General features: G+C 63.7%; 5 protein-coding genes and 1 pseudogene. 2 read left to right on the top strand and 4 right to left on the bottom strand.

The window, feature by feature from the left end:
* Positions 1 to 265, top strand: a pseudogene (locus EOA29_RS32275) (hypothetical protein); the annotation flags it as partial.
* A gap of 2 nt (positions 266 to 267) precedes the next feature.
* On the opposite strand, the gene EOA29_RS32280 reads toward EOA29_RS32275, so the two are convergent.
* A complete protein-coding gene (locus EOA29_RS32280; protein ID WP_126093475.1) occupies positions 268 to 1,098 on the bottom strand; it encodes a transporter substrate-binding domain-containing protein in 831 nt (276 codons plus the stop codon).
* An 89-nt stretch (positions 1,099 to 1,187) separates the two neighbouring features.
* Between EOA29_RS32280 and EOA29_RS32285 the strand changes: the two genes are divergently transcribed.
* Entirely contained in the window at positions 1,188 to 1,748 is a 561-nt protein-coding gene (locus EOA29_RS32285; protein WP_126093476.1) for a DUF3011 domain-containing protein, read from the top strand.
* 51 nt (positions 1,749 to 1,799) lie between these two features.
* Here EOA29_RS32285 and EOA29_RS43420 read toward each other — a convergent pair whose 3' ends face one another.
* The 3 genes from EOA29_RS43420 to EOA29_RS32295 form a co-directional block, all read right to left on the bottom strand.
* On the bottom strand, positions 1,800 to 2,045 hold the full coding sequence (locus EOA29_RS43420) for a GNAT family N-acetyltransferase (RefSeq protein WP_348628929.1): 246 nt from the start codon (positions 2,043 to 2,045) through the stop codon (positions 1,800 to 1,802).
* A gap of 6 nt (positions 2,046 to 2,051) precedes the next feature.
* Positions 2,052 to 2,225, bottom strand: coding sequence for a hypothetical protein (locus EOA29_RS43425; protein WP_245464653.1), 174 nt, complete (start codon positions 2,223 to 2,225; stop codon positions 2,052 to 2,054).
* The coding region (locus EOA29_RS32295; RefSeq protein ID WP_145969925.1) for a molybdopterin-dependent oxidoreductase at positions 2,225 to 2,654 on the bottom strand (430 nt) is incomplete at its 5' end. The genes EOA29_RS43425 and EOA29_RS32295, both read right to left, overlap by 1 nt.

The following is a 2,654-nucleotide window of genomic DNA, read 5'->3' on the forward strand; positions in this document are numbered from 1 at the left end:
GTCGGGCGGGCTCGCCGGTATCATGGAAGCCTACCATTCGCCCGGCGACATCGAGGCCGAGTGGGAAGCCAAGAACAGGGCGGCCGAGGCGCTTGCCCGCCGCGCCGAGACGATCGACGCCGGCGAGGCCAGGTGGCTTGCCGAGCGCGTCGGCGATGGACGGCGTCCGCTGCGCGACAATGAGCGCGCGCTGCTGACGCTGATCAAGCACGCCTCGCCGGAAATCCATCCGGCGCTGAAGCCGCTGCTCGACAAGGTGGCTTGAGGCTACTGCTTCGGCTTGGCCTGGTCCGGCTTGGCGTTGGTGTCGAAGCGCGACATCCATTTGAAGCCGCCGAACCAGTAGCGGCGGATGCCGGCGATGGTGCCGTCGGCGGTGCGCGCGCCGATCCAGTTGTCGACGTACTGGACGAGGCGAATGTCATCAGGGCGCAAGGCGAAGGCTTCCGGCGTGCGCAGCAGCGGGCCACCCACCAGCTTGAATTTCGCGTCATAGAGCCTGGCCGCCATCTGCGGCGTCGGCGACGTGGCCACCATGGCCTGCGCGTCACCGCCGATGAGAGCCGCAAAGACGTCGGTGGTGTTGGCGAAGGATAAGATCTCCGCCTTCGGGAAAGCCTCCTTGGCCGCCGCCTCGTCGGTCGAATTGGAGAGCACGGCGATCTTGTAGCCGGGCGCCGTCAGCGCCTTGCCTGGCCGCCTGCCGACGCTGGCTACTGAGGCAACCATGCGAATGTCGGCGGTGCCCGTGGGGTTGGAGAACACGACGTCGCGGGCGCGCTCCGGCGTGTTGGCATAACCGGCCGCGATCAGGTCGAAGTCGCCCTTGAGCAGCCGCGTCTTCAGGTCGTTCCAGGGTACTTCGACCAGCTTCAATTCAACGCCGAGATCCGAGGCGAGCGCATTGGTCAGATCGACATCGTAGCCCGCGAATTTCCCGTCGGCCTTTTTGAGGATCCAGGGCGGATTGATTGCCACCCCGACCGTCAGCGTCTTCTGATCGATGACATGTTTGAGGCTGTCATCGGCGCGTGCCGGCAAAAGAGCAAACCAGGCAGAAAAGGCAAGTATAATCGCGGCGACTATCTTAGCTCGCATGAATATAACCTCGCTGCTGGCCCCTCCGGTTGTCAGATTTACACAGCGGTGCCATTCTGTCGATAGCGGAACCTGATGGAGATTTGCCAATGTCGGCGCGGATGGCAGTTACCGGCTCGATGATGTTCCTGGCTTGCTTCCTGGGCAATCCGGCAAAGCTGTCGCTTCTGCCCGAGGGAGCGCAGGCGGCAGGCCCCAGACGCGTGGTCTGCTCCAGCGCGGACTATCGCTATTCCTATTGCGGGGTCGACACGCGCGGCGGCGTTCAACTGACCAACCGGCTGTCGAAGTCTCGTTGCCAGTACGGCACAAGCTGGGGCTATGACGGCGGCGGCGTCTGGGTGGACAAGGGCTGCTCGGCGGAATTCCTGGTCGCCGGCTCCGGCCGCAGGCCGTCTCCCGGCGATGCGGCGGCGGCCATCATTGTCGGGGGCATCGTCGGCGCGATCCTCGATAACAACAACCAGCACGGCCACCATTCAGACAATTACTATCCGAGGCCGCAGCCGCGCCGCGACGACCGATGGATCGACCCGACGCCGCAATTCGACAGGGAAGGCAATCCCAATTTCGATACCCACGGCAACTATCAGGGATGCCACGGAGTCGGCTGTATGGTGGATAATCCGGACGACACACAGGACGAATGATCGTGTCGCCAAGATCTGCATAACTGAATGCCAGACGCGCCCGGTTGCTGCCTATCGGGGGACCATCGTCTTGCAAAGGATGATGTTGGAAAGGCCTTCGGGCCATCCGGCGGATTCGGCCATGCGCTCGAAGCCGGCCTTTTCGTAAAGGCCCGGCGCCTGGAAGTCGTGTGTCGAGACCCACACGCGCCGCGCGCCTCGGGCGGCCGCCTCGGAGACAAAAGCATCGAGCAGCTTCCTGCCATGGCCGACACCTCGGCAGGTTTCCTCGACCCACATCAGTTTGAGTTCGGCGATCCCCGCCTAGGAATAGCCGGCGGCGACGCCGACAGCGTGTCCGGTTTTGTCCCGCAGCGTAAAGACGAGACCACGGTCATCGCGGCCTGTCAGAAGCCGGTTGTCGCTGTTGAGACGCTGCTCGATCGCGTTGATCTCGGCTGACGGAAGATCGTGCTCGGCCTGCAGGCGGTGGGCCATCAAATGCCGCCATACCAGTCGTAGCCATTGTCCTCCCAATAGCCGCCGCGGCCGCCGCCGATATTGGCGAAGCTGTCGACCACCTCGATCTTGTAGAGATATTTCGGCATCTTGTAGCCGAGCTGGCGCTCGACGCGCACGCGCAGCGGCGCGCCGTTCTCGACCGGAAGCGGCTTGCCGTTGAGGCCGTAGGCCAGGATCGTCTGCGGATGGCGGGCGTCGATCAGGTCGATGGTGCCGTAGTATTTGATGTCGCCCGAGAGGCTGCGGTCGATCGTGTCGAGGCAGTGGAACATCACATACCGGGCCTGGGGTTTCACCACAGCCTGGTCGAGCACCAGCGACAGCGGCGTGCCGGTCCATTTGGCGATGCAGCTCCAACCTTCGACGCAATCGTGGCGCGTGATCTGGGTACGACTCGGCATATTC

The sequence above is a fragment of the Mesorhizobium sp. M1E.F.Ca.ET.063.01.1.1 genome, from assembly GCF_003998155.1.
In the GTDB taxonomy this organism is placed as follows: Bacteria; Pseudomonadota; Alphaproteobacteria; order Rhizobiales; family Rhizobiaceae; genus Mesorhizobium.

Excerpts from the sequence above, each read along its gene's own strand:
- EOA29_RS32280 (WP_126093475.1), bottom strand. The coding sequence starts at position 1,098 with ATGCGAGCTAAGATAGTCGCCGCGATTATACTTGCCTTTTCTGCCTGG.
- EOA29_RS32285 (WP_126093476.1), top strand. The coding sequence starts at position 1,188 with ATGTCGGCGCGGATGGCAGTTACCGGCTCGATGATGTTCCTGGCTTGC.
- EOA29_RS43425 (WP_245464653.1), bottom strand. The coding sequence starts at position 2,225 with ATGGCCCACCGCCTGCAGGCCGAGCACGATCTTCCGTCAGCCGAGATC.